The 20,909-nt window shown below is 41.3% G+C and carries 12 protein-coding genes; 1 reads left to right on the forward strand and 11 read right to left on the reverse strand.

The window, feature by feature from the left end; all coding sequences use genetic code 11:
* Positions 1 to 80: 80 nt before the first annotated feature.
* The 3 genes from CRN96_RS06270 to CRN96_RS06280 all read right to left on the reverse strand — a co-directional run bounded on the left by CRN96_RS06270 (position 81) and on the right by CRN96_RS06280 (position 4,674).
* Positions 81 to 1,667 carry an acylphosphatase gene (locus CRN96_RS06270; protein ID WP_097040243.1) on the reverse strand — a complete coding sequence of 529 codons (1,587 nt, stop codon included), beginning with the start codon at positions 1,665 to 1,667 and terminating at the stop codon, positions 81 to 83.
* A gap of 121 nt (positions 1,668 to 1,788) precedes the next feature.
* A complete protein-coding gene (locus CRN96_RS06275; RefSeq protein ID WP_179647131.1) occupies positions 1,789 to 3,363 on the reverse strand; it encodes an acylphosphatase in 1,575 nt (524 codons plus the stop codon).
* A 210-nt stretch (positions 3,364 to 3,573) separates the two neighbouring features.
* Positions 3,574 to 4,674: an ATP-grasp domain-containing protein gene (locus CRN96_RS06280; RefSeq protein ID WP_097040246.1), complete on the reverse strand. Its 1,101-nt coding sequence runs from the start codon at positions 4,672 to 4,674 to the stop codon at positions 3,574 to 3,576.
* Between the two features lie 1,873 nt (positions 4,675 to 6,547).
* Between CRN96_RS06280 and CRN96_RS06285 the strand changes: the two genes are divergently transcribed.
* On the forward strand, positions 6,548 to 8,209 hold the full coding sequence (locus CRN96_RS06285; RefSeq protein ID WP_097040248.1) for a beta-L-arabinofuranosidase domain-containing protein: 1,662 nt from the start codon (positions 6,548 to 6,550) through the stop codon (positions 8,207 to 8,209).
* A 103-nt stretch (positions 8,210 to 8,312) separates the two neighbouring features.
* Here CRN96_RS06285 and CRN96_RS06290 read toward each other — a convergent pair whose 3' ends face one another.
* The 8 genes from CRN96_RS06290 to CRN96_RS06325 all read right to left on the reverse strand — a co-directional run bounded on the left by CRN96_RS06290 (position 8,313) and on the right by CRN96_RS06325 (position 20,900).
* Entirely contained in the window at positions 8,313 to 9,320 is a 1,008-nt protein-coding gene (locus tag CRN96_RS06290) for a transposase (protein ID WP_097040250.1), read from the reverse strand.
* 250 nt (positions 9,321 to 9,570) lie between these two features.
* Positions 9,571 to 10,677 (reverse strand): UDP-N-acetylmuramoyl-tripeptide--D-alanyl-D-alanine ligase, encoded by a 1,107-nt coding sequence (locus CRN96_RS06295; protein ID WP_097040252.1) that lies wholly within the window; start codon positions 10,675 to 10,677, stop codon positions 9,571 to 9,573.
* A 33-nt stretch (positions 10,678 to 10,710) separates the two neighbouring features.
* Positions 10,711 to 12,273 (reverse strand): hypothetical protein, encoded by a 1,563-nt coding sequence (locus CRN96_RS06300; RefSeq protein ID WP_097040254.1) that lies wholly within the window; start codon positions 12,271 to 12,273, stop codon positions 10,711 to 10,713.
* A 459-nt stretch (positions 12,274 to 12,732) separates the two neighbouring features.
* Positions 12,733 to 14,157, reverse strand: coding sequence for an ATP-grasp domain-containing protein (locus CRN96_RS06305; protein ID WP_097040256.1), 1,425 nt, complete (start codon positions 14,155 to 14,157; stop codon positions 12,733 to 12,735).
* Positions 14,158 to 14,208: 51 nt separating this feature from the next.
* A complete protein-coding gene (locus tag CRN96_RS06310; protein WP_097040258.1) occupies positions 14,209 to 15,621 on the reverse strand; it encodes a sugar-transfer associated ATP-grasp domain-containing protein in 1,413 nt (470 codons plus the stop codon).
* 40 nt (positions 15,622 to 15,661) lie between these two features.
* Complete coding sequence (locus CRN96_RS06315; RefSeq protein ID WP_245844566.1) at positions 15,662 to 17,026, reverse strand: ATP-grasp fold amidoligase family protein; 1,365 nt, start codon at positions 17,024 to 17,026, stop codon at positions 15,662 to 15,664.
* 15 nt (positions 17,027 to 17,041) lie between these two features.
* Complete coding sequence (locus CRN96_RS06320) at positions 17,042 to 19,069, reverse strand: glycosyltransferase family 2 protein (protein ID WP_179647132.1); 2,028 nt, start codon at positions 19,067 to 19,069, stop codon at positions 17,042 to 17,044.
* A complete protein-coding gene (locus tag CRN96_RS06325; RefSeq protein WP_097040262.1) occupies positions 19,062 to 20,900 on the reverse strand; it encodes a glycosyltransferase family 2 protein in 1,839 nt (612 codons plus the stop codon). Before CRN96_RS06325 ends, CRN96_RS06320 begins: the two co-directional genes overlap by 8 nt.
* Positions 20,901 to 20,909: the final 9 nt, after the last annotated feature.

Here is a 20,909-nt window from a genome sequence, read left to right on the forward strand (position 1 = left end):
AAATCTGCATCATATATTGTATTTATAAAGATTGATGCACCTATGTGGTAATAAGTCTTATCGATGCCAATGTGCAGCAGCTACTTTTCCCTTTTGATCACTTTATATGCCTTCCTGAAAGGTTCCATTATTCTCCATGTTTTCCTGGCTTTAAATCTTTGGTATCTGGCTTCCAGTTCAATATTTCTGGCTTGAAGCCTTTCCAATTCTTTTTCCAACTGCAATGGAGTTAAATCAGTCTTCCTGTTTTTAATTTCAAAGAAAATCTTGACCGGCTTATTCCATTCCTCTTCTTCAATTGATGTGACTTCGACATTTTTAGGGCCCTTAAAACATTTTTCAATGAATTTTTCGACCTTAAGTTTGTCAGTCCCTGCCACAACAATTAAAACTGTTCCATCTTCCTGATTTTCTACAAAACCGTTTAAATTCCTGTACTTTGCCTGATCTTTGACCCACCTGCGGAAGCCAGGGACGATCACCTTCCCTGATAAGATTAATTTCTTGCCATAAAGTGGATCAGGCGTAATTGGGGTTACTTGAACTTCCGTTGCAGTTCTTTTGTTTAATGGTTCAAGCACACTGTCAAAATCAAAATACAACCAAGATCTGCCTTTATCCTTAGTTTCAGGGAAATAGAAATCAATGACTTCTTTGGCAAAATCCCTCGGTGTACCTTCCATCGGGAACAGATGTCCACCGAAACCTGGTCTGGCATTGACTTCAAGCACAACGCCGGTATCATTTTCTTCATCCACAATCATATCCACACCATAATGTTGAAGGCCAGGTATGGCCGGACCGACATTTCTGGCAATATTCTTAAGGTTCTCAGTCAGCTTATCCGTCACGTCAATGGCGTCTCCGCCCTTGGATAAATTACTTTTCTCCCTCAAATACACGCGTTCACCATCTGCAGGGACCGTTTTTAATTTATATCCCTTTCTCTTGAGCATTGTTCTGATCTCTCTGTCCACTTTTATCAGTCTGCTCGTTAAATGCGGGTTGGTCATTCTGATTTCGTTCGTCTGATGAATCAGTTCTTTGATGGTATGTCTGCCATCTCCAAGTATACTTGCCGGTCTGCGGATCATTGCCCCGAGAACCCTGTCGCCGATCACAACAACCCTGAATTCCCGTCCAGGTATATAATCTTCAACAATGACTTCTTTAAAGCCCATCTCTTCGCGGACATGGGGAATGATGTCCTTCAGTTCCTCAATCGTCTGGATATTTGCAAATACTCCATTACCGGCGTTGCCATCCGTCGGCTTGAAGACTATCGGAAAATTCATGGTTTCTGCGAATGACAGAATCTCCTCATCAGTTGAATCTGCACCGAACATTTTACCTGCCGGTACCGGCACCGACGTCTCTGCTTTACTTAAATACTGCTTTGTCAATTCCTTATTGTCACAAATATCGAACGCTTCCTGTGTAACACCGTCACCCATAGATAATTGGAAGTGATGTGTCTTCTTGCCGTCACTTAATGAATAACGTACTTTCAGCAGATTATTTTCATCAAAATAACTGTAATACCTCAAGTCTAATCCCCTGCGCCATCCTTCAAGTGCAACTGTGTAAGTACTGATCCTTTTCCCCTGGCCGGCTGGTGGCACGGCCCCCTCATGATGCGGCATCCATCTAAATTCCACTTCACTCATTTAATGTAACCTCCACACTATTATCCATGATAACAGCCTTTCTAAATCCTTCTTGAATACTCATCTTCATAATATCCATCACGTTTATTTACAATTATACATATCAGACCAAATCATTCATTTATTTTTTAAGTTTCTTTTTGACTTCACCAAAAGCTCTTAATGGCCTGGTCACTTTCCATGAATTGCTCTCTTTCAACTTCACGATTTCCTTATTCAGCTTTTCAATCTCTCTTTCAAGCTGGACCGGGTTTAAATCGGTTTTACGCCTCTTGATTTCAAAGGACATTTTAACCGGCTTATGCCACTCGTCTTCTTCAATCGATTTTATATCGACGTCCCCGGTTCCACTGGAACACTTTTTTATGAAGTCTTCCACTGCCGCCCGGCCTGTTCCTGCAACCACTATCAGAAGTTTACCATCATCCTGATTCTGCACATAACCATTCAAATTCCTGCGTTTCGCCTGACGTTTAATCCAGTTATGAAAGCTTGAGACGTTGACATCACCGGTTAAAATCAGTTTCTTTCCATAAAGTGGATCCGGAGTGATGGTGATGATTTCCACGGATAAAGTCGTTCCATTTATAATGGGCTCCAAGACACTGTCGAAATCAAAATATAACCCCGATCTGCCTTTATCTTTAGTTTCAGGAAAGTAAAAATCTATAATATCTTTTGCAACATCTCTCGGCTTCCCTTCCATGGGAAACAGATGCCCGCCGAATCCCGGTCGGGTATTCACTTCCAGAATGACACCGGTGTCATTCTTTTCATCCACTATCATGTCCACTCCATAATGTTTGAGGCCCGGAATTGCTTTGCCGACGTTTCTTGCAATGGTTTTTAGATTATCAGTCAATTTATCTGTCACATCGATGGCGTCCCCACCTTTGGACAAATTACTTTTTTCCCGAAGGTATATACGTTCGCCATCCCCTGGGACTGTACTCAGCTTGAAACCCTTCCGCTTCAGTATCGATCTGATTTCCCTGTCCACTTTAATCAGCCGGCTGGTTAAATGCGGATTGGTCATCCTGACCTCATTCGCCTGATGAATCAATTCCTTGATTGTGCTTTCACCATCGCCCAACACGCTCGCCGGCCGGCGTATCATCGCACCCAATACATGATCATCAATTACAAAAACCCTGTACTCTCTGCCCGGAATATAGTCCTCAACCATCACTTCTTTAAATTCCAGTTCTTCCCGTACATATGGAATGATTTCTTCCAGTTCATCCAGCGATTCTATGTTCGCAAATACACCGTTTCCAGCATTACCGTCTGTCGGTTTGAAAACTATCGGAAGCTCCATCGTTTTCGCAAAAGCCAGGATGTCCTCGTCGGTGTAAGTTTCATCAAACACCTTCCCCTCAGGGACGGGCACAGGGACTTCGGCACTCCTCAAATATTGTTTGGTAATTTCTTTATTATCACAAATATCGAATGCTTCCTTTGTAACCCCATCACCCATGGACAATTGGAAATGATGGGTCCTGTCTTCATTGCTCAAAGAGTAGCGGACATTAAAGTTTTGTTCTTCATCATAATGGCCGTAAAACTTTAAATCCAGTCCTCTGCGCCATCCCTCCAGTGCTACTGTATAGGTGCTGATTCTATTACCCTGCCCTGCTTTCGGTACAGCCCCCTCGTGATGAGGCATCCACCTCCATTTGAAACTTGTATCACTCATCTTATGTAGCCTCCACGCCAATGATGTTTGTATTAATGATGAAGATCTCCTCTTCATCCAACACCTGGTTTTTATTTCCTTGATTTATATATTTGAAGTCGATTTTCTTCTAAATGAACTTAAAGCATTATACCATATACGGATTATCTATTAAATTACTTACACTGTTTATATATGGAAGAAGCAGAGATCTCCGCCGGATGAACATTCCTACTTACTTAACAATTTTTTCAAAAGATTGATCCCCTTGTTCTTGAATGAATCATTAATGGTCATCTCTTCATAAAGACTTGAAATGTAGTCATGTATCGGTTGCTGCGGTTGTCCTTTCCATGGATAGTAATGCATTATCAAGTTGGCAGCATGGTTGAGTTCCAGTACCGATGCTTCTTTATCTTGAAAACTTGAAAACATGATATCAACCCCGGCTGATTTCAAGGCAGGAATAGCTTTTACGGCCGCTTCGGCAAGATGTTTCAAGTCATCTGAAACCAAGTGGCTGATTTCCAGTGTGTCTCCTCCAAGCGCAATGTTTGAGACCTCAGTGAAGAAAACCAGCTCTTTATTTTCCAATACAGAGCCAGGGGATAAGTCTCTCTTCTTCAAATAATTTTCCAGTTCATCGTCACTCTTAATCATGAACTTTTTAAGATGTGGGTTTTTTGCCCTCAAATGATTTTTTTGTTTAATCAGTTCTTCTATCGTCGATTTGCCATCACCCACCATATTTGTCGGCACTCTCAAAATCGCCGAACTGAACTTTTCATTGATCACCAAAAACCTGGCTTCGATGCCCGGTAATTGCGGCTGCATTATTAAACTGGCTCCGGTAGTGTCTCCCCCATATGCATCAACACTTTTCTCCCAGGCTTCTTTTATATTGTCGGCATCAACATTCAATGAGACACCTTTTCCCGAACTTAAATTATATGGCTTCAATACGAATGGTCCCTGATGATTTTGTATTTCAATCTTTGCATCCTCAAATTGATTGAGGTCGTATATTATTGAGGAAGTGGTTTTAATATTCTTCTCTTTCAGGTGCTCTTCGGCTTTGAACTTATCCCTCGCGATGAGCGTCCCTTCCCGTTTATTGGTCAAAAGGTTCTGCCCATTTATGCCCCCTGCTTCAATACCTTTATAGAAGAATAATATCTTCGAGTCATTGACTATTTTATAACTGAAATTTTCTGTATTATTGACAGCTTCTTCAGCTATTTTAATGACAGAAGCACCTTTCTCATCATACTCATTGATTTCGACATCATTAAAATGCTCTTCCAATATTCTTTTCAGTAATGTTATATCCACAATATCCCTCCATACATATTTAATGAAGATGAAGTCTTTTCTGTACTCAGTGACCGGAATTCACCCATAGTGTGTTTCGCATCAAGAAAGTGGTTCTTACGCTAATTTTGAGAAAACGGGAGTGTGTTATCAGGAAAAAGGAATGATGATCATGCAACCCCCATTCCTTAGATTTGGATCTCCGTTTAATCACTTTGTCTCCGACAGAAGCACCTAATGGATTGACCTATACCATTACCATAGATCCAAAATCAGTCAGATGCTCAAAATGTCAACACATCTCCCATTAACAGTATAGTGCCTAGGTGCGTGTCATTAGTGACTTATTTATCTAAAGGAAACCGGTCCATCTTTTTTGAAAATCCGTAAATGGTTTTGTGCCAGTCCTTTTTGCGGATCCAAAGTGTTTACCAAACGGTTCGAATGGCTTCCCCATCTCCCGGTCCAGACTCATCCCTTCCGTTGCAGACAAAGAGGGTTAGCAGGCGGAAAAACTCCGAAAGAAGTGAGCACAGGCGCAGATACTTCAAAAATACTATAACAGGGGTACTCGGTTGCCCGCCTTTCCAAACCGTTCAACATGAACCCGAGGATGCTTAAGTGTTATCTTGAGATAACGGGACTGCCTGACACATCAAAAAAGAAAGGGACCAAGCTTTTGAATACTCATCATTAGCAGTTCATTCAATTGGAAGAAGCAGGGCATTCCGTTCCAACTCTTTTATGAGAAGAATCAGCGTCTCAGATATACCAGGGCTTATGGTGCGGTCACTGTTTTGATTGCCACACTCAGAAAGAAAAAGCGGGCAGATATGTCCCGGGACGCTGAGTATCACAGCCAGTGGGACAGCCGTTGCTTGCCCTGGCAGAATACCCTCTCAAACGCAGAAGTGCTTGACACCATCAACCATGTCCTGAAACGGTCTCCATCTATGCATTCATTGCCGGCTTTTGTGACATGATTGCAAAAAAGACGAGGCGCATTTCATTAAACTCATACTATATAAACAACAACGCAATGATGCCCTGACAAAACACTTCATTCGAAGACTGCTCAGTAATTTCAACTCAATAGTGAATATCATCACTTATACTGAAAGCAATGAATTCGTCGAAGACGATGTCAATCAGTTGAACGTCGTTAAAAGAATGATGTATGGGGGTGCCGGTTTTGAACTGTTGCAACATCGCATGCTTTATTGGCCCGCCTAATATAAAAATGCCTCTCTGCCCTACAATACATGCATATATATACTTTCCAAACTAGTGTAAAAACCATTTTAATACTGCTATTTACAGAATTAAAGCCATTACTGCTTTAAATTGTTTCCACCAACTATTTTAAATTAAATAAAGATGAAATGTTATCTATTTAACAGGATTAATGATATTTTATCTTATTCTCTTCTCAAAAAAGTTCTGATCCTACATATTAGCATCATCTCAATACTTTCTCGTTTCTTTTACAAAAGAGACCTATCACTTTACAATTGTCTATCTTGCCGTGTTCATATCAACACGACAATCTTTAAGATACCGAGTACCTTTATTATATTGAGTTATTTATATCATCTTAAGATTACTTTATTTTAATACTAAATTGAGGCATATATATTCTATTCATTTAAGTATTTATTATCCAGTCAAGTAATAGGCGTTTGATGAAATCCCCTTATTAGTAAACTTCCTGAATCTAGTTTAGGACTGTTTAATATGATATAATTACTCTGAATTTATCTTTAATGATGTTATTAGTCATTTAACTTCGACACCATTTAAAAAATGAATATGAACAGTTTTGGAATTTAATTTTTTGATATGTCTGGGTTAATTAAACAGTTTTGCTTATACAACTATTGGAGGATGCAAATACATGGAAGACATTATGAAAAATTTATACAAAGCTATAATCACTGATGAGAAATTAGACATCAACTCTCTAGATTTCAATGAAGAAAAGTACAGAATTAATGGAGTATCCACTGTTTTTCTTTCTCTTAATGAAAGTAATGATAAAGCATACGTAGTGAGGGCTCAAGCTGAGAATTTTGTAAAGGCTCTCGAGGAGGCTTTGAAGATTTATAAGTCAAAAAAGCCATCGGGATTCAAGCCAGACCATTTAAAACTTGATGTGGTCACACGGATAATACCCTTTAAGGAGAATGTTGACATTGAAACCGATACTTTGCTCTTTAACCAAGGGGTAGATGGTATTGCTTTCGATAGAGAACTCCATAAATCTTTCACCCCTCTTGAAGTAACAGGGTACAATATCGTTTCCAACAGAAAATTAGATGTCAAAAATATGCAGAATGCAATAAAACAAAAATGGAATGATATATCGTTTAGTAATTTAGGGACGCCGATAAAGTTTAGAACTGAAACCTTCTACACAGATGGAAAGAATTATTACGAACTCACACGTGGTCATCGTATTTTTAAAAATATTGAAAAAGAAGATATATATGAAGCAATTCTTCTTACAAAGGACAATTATTTCAAACATGTAGTTAATAAAAAAGGAAAATTCATCTATACTTATAACCCAGCCGAGGATATCGCAGAAAAAAAATACAATATCCTACGACATGCAGGGACAATATTTTCCATGATCCAAACCTATGAATTGACTCAAGACGAAGAAATAATGATAGAGGTTAAGAGAGCTCTTGAATTCCTTACTAATAAAGTCAAAGAACCAATAGTTGATGAAAAAGGGAAAGTGATTGTGGAAAGGGACGTTGTAAAGATTGGAGGTAACGGGCTTGCAATAGTAGCTCTAGCATCTTATACAGAAGTTACTCAAGATAAAAAATATCTTCCTCTTATGCAAGACTTAGCCACATGGATTAAGGAAATGCAAGATAATACTGGTAACTTTAAAGTCCATAAACAAATTTATAGCACTGGTGAGGCCACTGATTTTGTTTCAGATTTTTATATTGGAGAAGCGATACTTGCCATGACTAAATTATATACGTTGGATCACAATGAAGAATGGCTAGATGTTGCTGAAAAAGCCGCCGACTACCTTATACTGAGCAAAAATAAAGATGCAACTAAATCAACTATACACCATGATCATTGGCTTCTTTATGGCTTGAATGGATTATATAGATTACGTAAAAAAGAGATTTACATTAAACATCTATTGATGATGAGTGATTCCATTATAGATACTCAATATACTGAAGTTAATACAGAGGAAGAAGAATTTATAGGTGGTTATCCTCCTCAGGCTGGTACTTTACCAAAATCTGTTCCGGTGGCCTGCCGCACAGAAGGTTTGAGCAACGCGTATATCATCGCAAAAGATTTTGGTTATAAAGAAGAGGCTGAAAGAATGAAAAAAGCAATAATTTTAGGAGTACAGTTTCAACTACAAATGCAATTACGAGAAGAGTCGATCATGCACTTCCAAAATAAATCTCTTTCATTAGGGGCTTTTTATAATAAATTTAAAGATATCACTTTACGTAATGATTTTACTCAACATAATATTAGTGCATGTATAGCTTGCTATAAAATAATGTGATTGTATTGTTGCTATTCAAAAAAACGGGGCTGGGACATAAAGTTCTTCGACACCTGAGAAAAGCGGCAATCCATCTGGGTTTACAGACGGATCGCCGCTTTTTCTATATGCCTGCAGGTGGAGCCGCCTGAACCTGCCGGAACTTCCGCAGATTCAGGGCGAGTAACGCGAGGTCCGTTTCAATTTTGACCTTGCGTGCGCCCCGGACCGAGAATCGTTTGAACGCCAAATTCGCTTTCAAATTGTCGAAAACCATTTCGATATCGATCTGCCTCTGCTGATAGATCGTCCGGCTCTCTTTCATCCGCATAAACGTCGCATCCAGGTCGGTTTTCGAATAGCTGTTGCGTGTGCCCAGAATGGCCAGCTGTTCGGTGTATTTCTCTTCCCGGGCCCGCAGGTCGGCACATTTCCTTTTGGTCTTCCGGATGATGGCCCGCTTGGCCCGCACGGCTTTCCGGTCTTCGACAGCCGCAGTCGCATCGATGGTCTCCGTCAGTCCGGTCTTCACCGTCTCCAGTGCCTGATGCATGGTGTCCAGGTGTCCGGCTGTGACCAGTGACTCCGATTCCTCAAGCAGCGCCGGGATGATCATCTGTTCATGGATTGTATCATACATCAGCCTGGACTGGGCCCGCAGTTTCTCCTGATGCTTTTCGACACTTTTCCTGAAGACGAAGGTATATTTGTTGGCATTGGCTGCGAGTTTCGTGCCGTCGATGAAAATCGCATCCGCATCAATCGGATCATGGGCTTGGAGCTGCATCCTGAATTGGATGAATGCCTCTTTGATGAGGGCCGCCATGGCGGGATGCACCCGGAACCGGTTGATGGGCCGGTAAGAGGGGCGCTGGTGCTGGGCGAGCCACATCATGCGCAGGCTGCCGCTGAGCTCGGCTTCGATTTTCCGGCCGGACCATAGGGACTGGGCATACCCGCACAGGATGATCTTCATCATCATCCTCGGGTGGTAGGAGGATGCCCCGAGATCATGCTCGAATGCTTTGAACGGCCCCTCCAGGATGCTCTCCACCATCTCATTCACCGCAACCGCGATGTCATCTTCCGGAATCATCACTTCGATATCCAATGGTATTGTGAGTTGGTTCATGTTATAATCTTTCTACATCAGGCGCCTCTTCCTTTGTTTGTGTGGTTACTTACATTATAAGATTGTGCCTTGTTTTTGTCTTATATTTATATAAAAATCCCCGGATTAAAATTCACATTTTAACCCGGGGATTTTTGGTTATGGGCAGGGACTTATGTCCCAGCCCCGTTCATTTCAAATTTTATAACTATATTAATTTCTTCTTTAGAAACTCTTTTTCTATATAAAGCAATCCTATGCAAGGCTGTTCTTACTCTACTCTTTTATATATATCAAGTATTTTCTCAACTACTTTGCTAAAATTTGTAGCATGTGATGCCTTTACCATTAATGTTGTGTTTTCTTCAAATTCTTTAACAATCTCTTCTATTAAGTGATCTATATTATCAAAGTGAAATAGTTTATTTTCCGAAAAACCAACTTCTACTGCTTTATTTAATATATATTTACTACTTTGTCCATACAAATATACCTTATCAAATTCAAATTTTTTTAAAGCTGTTCCCACCTTTTCATGACCTTCACGGTTAAAAGATCCAAGTTCTGCCATATCTCCTAATAAAGCAATTTTTTTGTCTCCATCTATATAATTGTTCAAAACTTTTAATCCTGCAATCATTGAAGCAGGGTTTGCATTATGAGAGTCGTCTAACAATTTACGATTGCCTTCAAGATGCTCCAATGCCAGTCTCCCTTTTTGAACTTCAACATTTTCTAATCCTTTTCTTATTTCATCTGCTGAAAAATTAAATTTATCAGCTATAGCAATACCAAAAAGTGCATTAATGACATTGTGTTCCCCGAGAACCGGGACAAACATCCGTTCCTTTACACCTTTTAATTTTACAAAAAACTCCATGCCATCGTTGTTGAACCTAATATCTGTGGCTCTATAATCAGCACCAGAGGAAACTCCGCATTTAACGATATCTCCTGTAAAATATTGTGTATCAATAAATTGTGAATATTCGTCATCAAAATTTAAATAAAGTGTTCCTTTAGGATCCATATATTTCATCATTTCTGATTTAGATTTCACAATTTCATAGATAGAATTAAAATGTTTAAAATGCGCATGACCAACGGAAGTGATCACACCGATGTTCGGCTGTATCATTGTACATTTAGTTTTACCCGTGCCTTTTATATTCATTGCCATCTCTAATACTATAGCTTCATGTTTATCAGTTATTCTTTTTACATGTTTTCTTACGGCATTAATAGTGTTACTATTATTAGATTTATAAATATCATATTTTACTGAGAGTATTGATGCAGTGATTTCTTTAGCAGTTGTTTTACCGAAGCTGCCTGTGATAGCTACGGTGGGTCTATCTAGATAAAGTGTTTTCTCCATTGATTAAAATCCTCCTAAAATATATAATCTTTGCTAAAATTTATTTTTGATTTTTTCTATAATATTTTTTATAGTTTTAGGTGTTTTTCTCAAGTTATTATTATTATAATTCGTTTTTAGTGAGGAAGTAATCTCTTGATCTTCAATATTTTGATTCTCAGTGGTATTTAGAACATTCGATTTAGGTATAGGTAATCCATTGAAAGAGTATCCCACTCTAACCCCAAAATGATGATCTTTAAATTCTATATTCTCAAAATAAGGTTGTGATTTGAGAAAATCATGAAAATAAGCTACATCTTGATAGTTCCCTGCTAAAATAAGTTCAAATTGATTCTCATTTATAACATTAAATTCACCATTAATGTTGAGTTTAAAAAAATTACTTTTAATTATCTCTTTAATACCGTCATAAGAAGAGGTAAAAGTTATTAATTTAGCCACTAAATTTGGTTCATAAGGATATTGTGGTATTACAGCTTTTGATAATCGAGCGTTTTGTATTTCATCCTCAATAATTTCATAATCAAAATAAAATTTCGGGGTGTCATCACTTAAGTATTTCTCTTGGGTTTCAGGGAAATAATAATCTATTATTGCTTTAGGGATAAATCTGGCTGATCCTTCTATAGGATATAAATATTTTTTCAAATTTACTTGAGTATTTATAGCATATATTTTATATTTATCATATTCTTCGTCATATATAAATTCTACTTCACCTTGAGAAAGATTAGGTATCAAACTAATAACCTTTATTAAATCATTTTTTAAATTAGATGGTAAATTATCGGTTATATCAACAGAAAAATTTTTTTCATCCTCTTTGTCTAAAAATATAATTTCTCCTTTTTTAAGAACCGAGTTGAGAGAATGATTCTGTTGATTTAATATCTCTTCGATCTCTTTATTTATTCGAATTGTGAACTGTCTATCAGAGGGAATTTTATTTAATAATTCATTGATCTCTTTTAAAAGTTCATTAACAGATTTTTTACCGTCTCCCTTGATATATAGAGGTACATTTCTATACGCTCCTACTACTTCACCATTCACTATATAAGCATGACAATGCTCATGAGATAAAGATTCCTCTATTAACATTTTGTTAGATTTGAACTCTTCTTTTTTCTCTTTTATAATTGTTTTGATTTCTTGAAAGTCACTCACTATATAGTTTACTTCATTATGTTCAGGCGAATCGATTGATGATATTCTTAAAGGGAAGAGAAAACCTTCCAATCTAGAAGTAATAAGATCGGGGTCTGTAGTATTAAGAACTTTACTTTTAACTGTTGGAACATCTTCTTTAGTAAGAATTCTTCTTGTCTTTGATTTACTTGAGATAATTCTGAGTGTGCTTTTTGGCATTGATAATGGTCTCTCCCAAGTAAAACTTTCATCGTTTTCATTATCAAATACTCTATAGTGTATATGGTTTCTATATTCTGTACTTGAGTACACATTTTCCAAACTTACATTTAAACCTCTTCTCCAAGCTTCATATGCTACCATGTATATAGTGAAGGCTTCTCCGTATGCAGTCTTTGGAACTATGTCCTCTAATTCTGAAAAACAATTCGGGTTATTGTTCATCAAGCTAACACTCCTTGAGATAATATCGATTTTTAGTACTTTTGTGTAGGAAACATATTTATATAATATCTTATATTCTACTACACGTTCATTCGATTATTTAAACTATTTAGAAACTTATTTAATCACGTTTTTAGAGTACTATCTTCACTAACAGTCCTTGTGTATTATAGAGAGCGAAAGCAATTTGATTACCTAGTAATCATTTTTCTTTTTCCGCTTACGGATTTCAAACTATAAGAGAAGGTACTAAATGCTATTTGATTTCATATTATTTCATAAATAAAATACTAATTAAATCTAACTTATGTTTACCCTGCTTACTTAAACTTCCGATAAATTAATCTACCAGTCATATTTCTTTTTTTATATTAGTGTATTCATTTTTCATAAAACTCTTTAAATAATGTATTCACATAGTTCTTTTATCAAAATTTATAATTTGTATTAGTATCATTTTTAAATCTGAAAACCAATATTAATCTCTTTATGCCAATCGCATTTCTTTACGTAATCTATATCCAAAACTTTAGCATTTTCATAACAAGTTTCTTCAAACATTTGAATAGCTTCTTTATCTATTCCTCCGATAACCACCGCAACTTTATCATTCTTAATATTCCGAGCATAACCATGCAAACCATAAGCTATTGCTTGATTTTCAATCCAAATTCTGTAATGAATATTTTGGCCCTTTCCTGAAATGATATACTTTTTAGCATAAAACTCACCAACCGGTGCATCAGTGATTTCAATTTTCTTAAGCTGATTCGCTCTTAACTGTTTCAAGATATTTTTATAATCAAAAAATAGTTGATCACTTGTTGTCACATTCCTGGTTTCAGGAAAGTAGTAGTTAATGATTTTTTCTGCGACGTTTTGAGGTTCACCGTAAAGTGGAAAAGTATGCAATGCAGTACTGCCGGTTGAATTGATTTCAATCACGGCGCCGCGGTCTTCATTCACTATTAAATCGACCCCGGCATGATGAAGATCCGGAATGGCTTCGACTGCTTCCACTGCCACTTTTTTTACACTTTCACTCAGTGTCTCAGTAATATCTATGGAGTCTCCCCCTGCTGATATATTGCTTTCACCTTTCAAGAATACTGTCTGTCCTTCGTCCAGTACGCTTTCCAAATCAAACCCCTGCCGGGATAAGTATTCTTTTGCTCTGTCATCAGCCTTTATAAGACGTGTAGATGTGTGCGGATTCAATTTACGTTTTTCATTTTTTTCTTCAATCAATTGTCTGATGGTGCTGGATCCATCACCTGTGACGTTGGCCGGGATCCTTTTGGTTGCAGCTGCAACTTCATCACCGACCACATACACACGCACATCTTCCCCGGTGATATACTCTTCAACCAGGAAATCCGTGTAATCATATGTCGATTGGATATATTCAAGGCTGCTGAAAAAATTTCCCTCAGACTTTATATTGGTGGTCACACCTTTGCCCAGACTTCCGAATGTAGGCTTCAATACCAATGGCCCTTTCAACCGGGAGAGTTTTTCACGAACTTCTTCCAAAGGAGTTTCACTTGTGAAGCTGAATCCCTGCGGAACATCAACACCGGCTTCTGACAAATAATTTTTTGCTGCTTCTTTATCAGTACCTATATCCACGGCTTCCTTCGTTATCTTGTCTCCGCGGGTACGGTAGAAGAAATGCTTCTTTATTTCCGTCTCGAGTGAGAAAAGCTTTCCGATTGGATCAAATCCAATCAATTTCAAATCTGTTTCTGTGGTGTTATGCTCATAAAAAGTCAGGGACAATCCTCTTCTCCATCCCTCCAGAGCCACAAGGTAGGCATCTATGTTGAATCTGCGTATTCCGTGAAGCATTCTTTCGGTCAACCAATAAGGGTATGTGTTATTCATAAAATTCCTCACAACTAAATTTATATGATTTCGAAAGCGGTTAAATCCAATTTATTTTTTCTTGAATTTTGAACTGATGAAGCGTACAGGCGCTGTTATTCTCCAACTGTTGCTCTGTTTCATTTTCTTATATTCTTTTTCATATCCAGTTTTTTCTTTTAATAACTCACGATTTTCTTTTGCCAGTGTCTGCTTCTCTTGTTTTAGTTTAGAGTTTTTCTTTTTATTCACTTCTTCATTCTTTAAGTTCTCATTTGTTAATCTGTTAACTTCTTCCTTGAGTTCTGCTACAAGCCTTCTGTTATCATTCAGCTCTTTGCGTGTCCTGTTTTTTTCTCTTTTTATTTGAACTTTTTCATGCTTACTCATCAATTTGAATTTTCGTTGTGCCCTTTTTTTCTGAACATACTCCATAACTTCCTCGGTCAAATCACCAAACATCGGCTTCTGACTCACTAATTGATAGAAGGGAATAGGCCCAGCAAAGTTTGCTTCAATGAACACAGGCTGACCCTCTTTCCCCACAGCGATATCCCAAGATACGATATCCAGATGTAAGAAGTTCTCATGCAACTCCTTTACATATTGAATGAATTCATCATAATTCGGTATAGGTTTAAGTTCAGAGAATTTAAACCCGGTCGTTGGATGTTCAAAATGCTTTTTACCATCATGAGAAAGTGCAAAGTCGAAGAACTCCCCATTATCCTTAACACCGACTCGTGGATCAGTATCTGTATCACCATTATCTCTGATGTCACCATTACTGCCTATCCTTACATAAGCAAGTAAATATCTTATCTCACCTTTCCACCTGAAGGTGACCATTCTTAACGAATTCACAGAGTCAGGGTGGGGTTCAGCCATATTGGGATGCTGCTCAAGCATCTCTTGAATTATGAAATTCCCACCAAATTCATTGAGTAAATCATCGATACTCACAGTTTCATCACTAAAATATGCTCGATTATTATCTATCTTAAATTTCGAAATGCCAGAACCGTTATTTGACCTGCTTGGCTTGATAATCATGTCTTTATCAGTTTTGTTTAATATTTCCAGTGCCTCTGAAGAATCGATGTAGTTATATGAAGCATCAAAGTATTTCCCTCTTATTCCCCTTAAAACTGTTACGACTGTATTCGAAGGCTGGATTACGCGATCATATATATTTTTATCACCGTAAAAATTGGTCACACTATAATCATTAAAAACCGGATAAACTTCATAATTCATAACACCGTAGGATAGCAACTTCGGTTCTTTTTTACCATTGAGGTTCATAAAAGCAAGATGCAAAGCTGGATCCAGTGTGCGGTCTGTCTTATCATTCCAGTATTCTTTAACTTCGGCTACAAATTTCTCATCTACTTCATTCAATAAACCGGCTCCATACCATTTTTTAAAAGAGCCTGATTTAGTTTTTATTCCTAGTCTTTTGTACATTGATTGATTTTTAACCATATTATTCCCTCACTTTAAAATTATTTTCTGCTCTGTTTTATTAAGTCATTTCAAAAGTATCAAACGTTTTCTGCTCCATTAAATCTCTGAACAACCGGCCTTCTGCTTCAAGGAACAAGTCCCCCATCCACTGGTCCGTCTCCGCATCGAACTCATCATAATTGCCGGGTTTAGGCGTGAATTCACCAAACACGAGTCCGTCTTCGGACCTTAGGAAATCGATTCTGATAAACGGTGCAGGGATTTCTTTGCTGATTTTTTGTGCCATTTCAATTTCTTCCCGGGTGACCCCTGCACCTTTGAACGGTTCGTTGTCATACTTGCCGGTATGCACCCGCTCACCTTCCGCGGTCCACCAGCAGTATTTCAGTTCGGGATATCGCTTGATCTCAAGCACCAGGCCGACTTCACCGTAGAAGCAGTAGAATTTGATGTCGCTTCCCGGGATTTTATTCTCCCTGTCTTCCATGATGAGTTCTTCCATCATCCAGTCGTCTTCTTCCACCCAGCCGCTTTCAACGTCTGCCTTCATGCTCGCAATCAGGGCTTCTTTACTGTCGAGTGCCTTCGCACGCTTGAGGTCGATTATATCATTAATGTCATGGATCAGGTACACGCCCCTCGCGCCTGCGCCGTCCCTCGGCTTCACAACCGTCTGGGGTTCAAGCGGCAGTTCATCCGCCTTGTAAGTCTGATCCGAAGTCCACGGCCTTCTGATTGCGAGTTTATCCATGAACGCATAGGCCGTCTGCTTATCATCGAGTACGTATTCCGGCAACGTCCCGGTCAGCTGATACTGTCTGATCCGCATGTTCAAGGCCGCCCTGAATGAGGCCGCCTGCTTCAGCTGGAGGCTGCCGGTCATTGCTTCACGCATCATGAACTCGGGGATATCCTCGATTTTAAGACCGGACAGGAGCGTTGAATAAACCGCTTCCCTGTACTCGTCCCGGTCGTTCATAAAGAGCCTTGCGGCATACGTCAGCGCATCGATGTAATTTTCATCGTGCTTGATTTTCTGCCTGACCGCTTCATCGATGTAATCAAGGAGGCGTGCATCATTTTCCATCTCCCTGACGGAATGACGTATTTTGATGCTGTTCATCGAACGGCTGTCGAGCTTTGAAAGGTGCAGCGCTTCCTTCGTCTCTTCAAGCTCCTTTTTGACTTTGTCCAGTTCTTCCCGGAGCAGGGTGATTTCCTGTCCGCCGTCTTTACCGGTCCTGAACTTTTTCGCAGGACCGGCCGCCTGATACGTCCTGCTGCTTTTGATCTGTTTGATGCGTTTATCGGCCGCCTCTTTTTCCCGGTTCGTCTTATTGATCTCGGCTTCCGCCTCCATCAATGCCCTGATGAGCGCCCGCTTCTCTTTTTTCCGTTCATCCGCCATGTTTTTCACCGCCATATTTATAAGGGTATTTTATATGATCCACTCATCCAGTTTGGATATATAGTCCGTCCAGTTCTCCGCGGAGAGCCTGATCTGTTTTTCATTGATGTCTTCACGCACCGTATCATCCATTGGATACCATTTTACCTCTTTGCCTGCATATTCTGAAGCATTACGTGTACACTGCCTTAGATGTTTGAAATTTTCCTCGAGTACACCGCGCACCACCCGTGCCTTTACGACAGGGATATATTCCTGATTTTCCAAAAATACGCCGGGGTGTTTGATGATCATCACATCTGCTTTGATGTACTCCCCGTATACCAGCATCTGCACAGCTTTGCCGTCGATCACCTGCCGGATGCCCTCGTCGATACCCTTCGGCATATTGAAATCATAATGGGCCATCTGGACGAGCCCGGTACGGAGTCCGCGCCGTTTGTTGAGCTGGATCTCCTTGATCGTTTCCTGGTGATGTGCATTGCCCATCCTGAAATCTGCAATGATCACGATATCAAAATGACGGTAGCCATCCGGCTTCTCTTCCCTTTCGGTCCACATCGGTTCCGGGACGGGGTATTTCCGTTCCGTCTGGTTGTAAGGGTAATGCAGTTCCAGCTTATCTGCCTTCCTGTGGAAGCGGCCGTGGGCTTCTGCATACTCTTTCCTCACACCCGCAAGGAACCCTTTGTAGCCGAAGGCGGAGCTGCCGGTGAGCGACCCCGAAGACTGCCTTGGGAACGACAGCGGTCCGCTGTCGAGGTCCACAACTGCATCGTTGCCGAATACGACAGCAATGCGCTTTTTATATTCGCTGTCGGCGGCGAAACGCACAGTATCCCAGTAACCGATATTTTCTGAAACCTGCCGTCTTCTGAACATCAAGGATGACATATTTGAAAAAATATAAGTACCGGGTGTACCTCTTCTATGGAGTTTCAATTCTTCGGTCAGCCTTGCATGCGCCGAAGTGTTGGCGATCGTGTCTATATTATCCATCAGATGCCTCGCCTGCGTTTCGATCTTCTCGGGGTGTGACCAGTCATCCGCATCATTGATGGTGACGAATTCACCTGTCGCTTCTTTCAACGCAATATTTCTCGCCACATACGGCCCACTGTTGGTCGGGGTGGAGAGCAGTTTGACCCTCGGATCCCTTTCTGCGTACTTTTTGACGATATCAACGGTGTTATCCCGGCTGCAGTCGTCCACGACGATGAGCTCGATATTCTGCCATGTCTGGTTCAGGATCGATTCCATTCCTGTTGCGATGCCTTCGGCCGCGTTATATGCCGGCATGATGACGGTGACTTTGGGCCCCCCGGTTTCACGCGGTGCTGTTGCCGAAAGATCCTCATACGTGCTGCCGTCGAATCTGATTGGTGCGATGCCGTAAACGGTCATGGCTCTGTTGATCCACTCTGCCCGCTTATCCAGATCATCTTCCAGATTCGCTGCCGCAAGATAGAGATCCGGATGCGCCTGATCCATCACGGTTTTTAGTATCCGCCCTGCAGCATCTCTGCTGCCTGCACGGTCTGCACACTCCGCTGCCATGATCGCCGCACGACGCAGGAAGTCAGCGTCTTTCACACCCTTTACGGCACCCGGTAAATATTCAAAAGCACGCCTTGCACCGGTTTCGGTGTGTTTATTGGCGTGCCAGAGGGCGAGTTCCCAGGCGGCCGCTCTTTTCAGGCTGCCGTCCGATGCGGCATGGACTGCTTCAAGGTCGCGGAGTGCTTTCCCGGTAAACCCAAGGTCATACAGGTGATAGATGTAGGGTTTGAGTTTGTTGCGGGCATCTTTTTGCCTGTAGGACGGACTGTACAGCTGTTTACGGTTCCGCCTGCCGAGCGCGTATGCGCCCGTCGCACGGACGAAACCTTTCAGACTTTGCGGCAGGCGTTTTGCGCCTTCGATGAACCTTTCTGCATTCCTGAATTCCGCCTGTGCAGCTGCCAGCTCCCCGTACGATTCGTCTCTGTCCGCTTCACTTCTTGCAAGCCTCGCCCGTGCTGCCTGCAGCTCGGCCGTGAGCTGTTCATTTTCAATCATGCGACACATCCTCCGCCCTCATGCCAAAATATTCTTCCATACGGTGCTGGACTTCTTCCCGCTCCTCGGGTTGGAGATTTTCCAGGTTTTCCGCCGTGACCTTCTCCGTCCGGATCTCCGGACGGTATTTCTGATGGAACTTTAGCACTCCGGGATCTGTGACAATCAGTTCTTTCGTTCTGATCTTCTCGCCATAGACGAGCATCTGCAGGCTCTCCCCGTCGAGCATGTTGCGCAGATCTTGCTGCATGCCGCCTTCGATGTCGAGGTTATATTCATAGAGCTGGACCAGGCCGATGCGGCCGTGCTGTTTTTTCAATGCTTTGATCTTATATATATGGAACGTGCTGTTCTGCCTGAAATCCCCTGCAAGGACGACATCGAACGTCCTGTAGCCGTCCGGTTTCTCCTCCCGTTCCGGCCACATCGGTTCCGGCACCGGGAACGGCCGTACGGCTTGAGGATAAGGGTAGTACAGGCTGTGGGACCTTTCATGATGATGCTCAAGGCTTTCGACATACTCCTTTCTGACACCCATGAAGAAACCGTCATAACCGAATGCCGAGCTGCCCGTCAATGATGATACGGACTGCCTTGGCAGCGATAACGGTCCCGACTTCAGGTCCACGTAGCTCTTCTGTCCGAACGTTTTGATCAGGCGGCGTTTGAACTCGCCGTCTGCGGCAAAGCGCACGCTGTCCCAGTAGCCGATTCTTTCAAGCACTTCTTTTTTCCTGAACATGATCGAGGACATGTTCGGGAATATATATTTCCCCGGCGTCCCCCTCCGGTACAGTTTCAGTTCCTCGGTGAGCCGCGCATGTTCGGAAGTGTTTGCCATCACTTTCGGATTGTCCATGAGGTGCTTGACCTGTATTTCGATCTTTTGCCTGTGGGACCAGTCATCCGCATCATTGATCGTGATGAATTCTCCCGCCGCCTCTTTCATCGCAATGTTCCTCGCGACATACGGCCCGCTGTTTTTGGGTGTCGACAGCAGCCTGACCCTCGGGTCTTTTTTCACATATTCCTTCACCGTCTCCACGGTCGTATCAGGGCTGCAGTCATCGACGACCAGCAGTTCCAGGTTCCGCCATGACTGTGCCAGTATGGATTCGATGGCCACCCTGATCCCTGTTTCCGCTTTGTAGGCCGGCAGGATAACGGAAACTTTCGGCCCTTCCTCCACTGTTTCATCGGATGGCATGGTGATGAGGTCGTCATAAGTCGCCTTATCGAAGTCCGCATTGAAACCGATCGGTGTGAGGTCATACATCAGGAATGCCTTATTGATGAGTGCCATCCGTTTTTCGAGGTCCTCCTCGAGGTTCGCCATCGCCAGATACAAGTCGGGATGGGGCGCTTTATCCAGCTGGCCTTCCAGGAGTTCCAGCGCATGTTCCCTGTGAGACAGACGGTCGAAGCACTCTGCAGTGACGATGACGATTCTTCTCTGCTGATCCGGGCTGTCTTCGCCTTCTGTCGCGATCGGCAGATATTTTACCGCCGCTTTTGCACCTTCCAAGTCATTTCTGTTGGCATGCCAGAGACTCATCTCCCAGGAGATGAGTCTTCTGATTTCACTATTATCCGTCTGGTCCAGAAAGCCTTCCATATCACTCAGAGCCTTTTCCGTAAAACCCAGATTATAAAGATGGTGCTTCAACGCTTTCAGCTTTTTCCTCTGATGAAATTTCTTCCCGTTCAACAGGCGTATGATCTTCTCTTTCTGCTTTTTCGAAAGTGCATCACCGATTCTTTTACGCTGCTTCTCGTCAAGCAGCGAATAGACCACCCAGTCGACCGGCTTCGATATTATTTTCTTGAGCATTCAAGGCAC

It is taken from the genome of Salinicoccus kekensis (assembly GCF_900220995.1).
Taxonomy (GTDB): Bacteria; Bacillota; Bacilli; order Staphylococcales; family Salinicoccaceae; genus Lacicoccus; species Lacicoccus kekensis.

Coding starts and splice junctions, on each gene's coding strand:
- CRN96_RS06270 (WP_097040243.1), bottom strand. CDS start 1,667: ATGAGTGAAGTGGAATTTAGATGGATGCCGCATCATGAGGGGGCCGTG.
- CRN96_RS06275 (WP_179647131.1), bottom strand. CDS start 3,363: ATGAGTGATACAAGTTTCAAATGGAGGTGGATGCCTCATCACGAGGGG.
- CRN96_RS06285 (WP_097040248.1), top strand. CDS start 6,548: ATGGAAGACATTATGAAAAATTTATACAAAGCTATAATCACTGATGAG.
- CRN96_RS06290 (WP_097040250.1), bottom strand. CDS start 9,320: ATGAACCAACTCACAATACCATTGGATATCGAAGTGATGATTCCGGAA.
- CRN96_RS06295 (WP_097040252.1), bottom strand. CDS start 10,677: ATGGAGAAAACACTTTATCTAGATAGACCCACCGTAGCTATCACAGGC.
- CRN96_RS06300 (WP_097040254.1), bottom strand. CDS start 12,273: ATGAACAATAACCCGAATTGTTTTTCAGAATTAGAGGACATAGTTCCA.
- CRN96_RS06305 (WP_097040256.1), bottom strand. CDS start 14,157: ATGAATAACACATACCCTTATTGGTTGACCGAAAGAATGCTTCACGGA.
- CRN96_RS06310 (WP_097040258.1), bottom strand. CDS start 15,621: ATGGTTAAAAATCAATCAATGTACAAAAGACTAGGAATAAAAACTAAA.
- CRN96_RS06315 (WP_245844566.1), bottom strand. CDS start 17,026: ATGGCGGTGAAAAACATGGCGGATGAACGGAAAAAAGAGAAGCGGGCG.
- CRN96_RS06320 (WP_179647132.1), bottom strand. CDS start 19,069: ATGATTGAAAATGAACAGCTCACGGCCGAGCTGCAGGCAGCACGGGCG.
- CRN96_RS06325 (WP_097040262.1), bottom strand. CDS start 20,900: ATGCTCAAGAAAATAATATCGAAGCCGGTCGACTGGGTGGTCTATTCG.